The organism is Stenotrophomonas sp. P5_B8, assembly GCF_054049855.1.
On record NZ_JBFULO010000804.1, the window covers coordinates 1 to 779 of the forward strand.

Annotated in this window: 1 protein-coding gene; it reads right to left on the minus strand. The window is 64.4% G+C overall.

Annotated features, from left to right (window positions below):
* Positions 1-54: 54 nt before the first annotated feature.
* The coding region (locus ACXJKH_RS21560) for a hypothetical protein (protein ID WP_457322441.1) at positions 55-779 on the minus strand (725 nt) is incomplete at its 5' end.

Consider the following 779-nt stretch of genomic DNA (forward strand, 5'->3'; position numbering starts at 1 on the left):
GTGCCCGACGATGCACAGGATGCTTCTGAGCGGGTTGCTGCCACGGGCGGCGCCTTATTCGCCGATGACCTCGAAGGCAAACGGATCCTCCTGATCGGGAAAACGCAACAGATAGCGCGCAATGCGCGTCTTGCCATCTGGCAGCAGGTAGTCCACCTGCAAGCCGCGCGGGCTGTCTTCCCTCCCGGGCCCCACATAGGTATTGCTCGGATAGCTGAAACGGTGCTCCGGCGCGGTACGAATGGCAGCACACGTGCCAAACAGGGGAGGCAGGATGTACAGGCGCTCCCCGTGCAGCAACAGCACGGTGGTGTACCGATCGCCCTTGCCACTGCTGACGTAGCGCATGTCCAGGCACACGGAGGTACCGTGATGCCACGCCATGACGTCCTCCAGGTTTTCCGGGCGAATGGACGAGCCGGTACGCCATTCCCGCGGTGCGAGGTCGATGGCGCTGCTCAGTGGCCAGCGCCCCGCGCCCACAGACAACGCCTTGCCATCGAAGACAACGTCGGGAAGCCCATCCGTTGGCGTCTCCGCCAGGCTGCCTGGTACGGTCCACAGCGCATCTTCATGACGCTGCAGCGCCCCGATCATCGAGGTGGACCACAGGCAGTGTCGCGGCGATTCCGTGCAGGGCATACCCAGTGCGGTTCCCGGTCCCTGGAACAGGTTGCCACCCAACGATCGATAGAAATCGCCGTAKTCGGTGAACTGCACGGGCGCGGCACGGGGCGTGCCCGACAGGAGAACACTCAGCAGGGCCACGACAGCGAGCG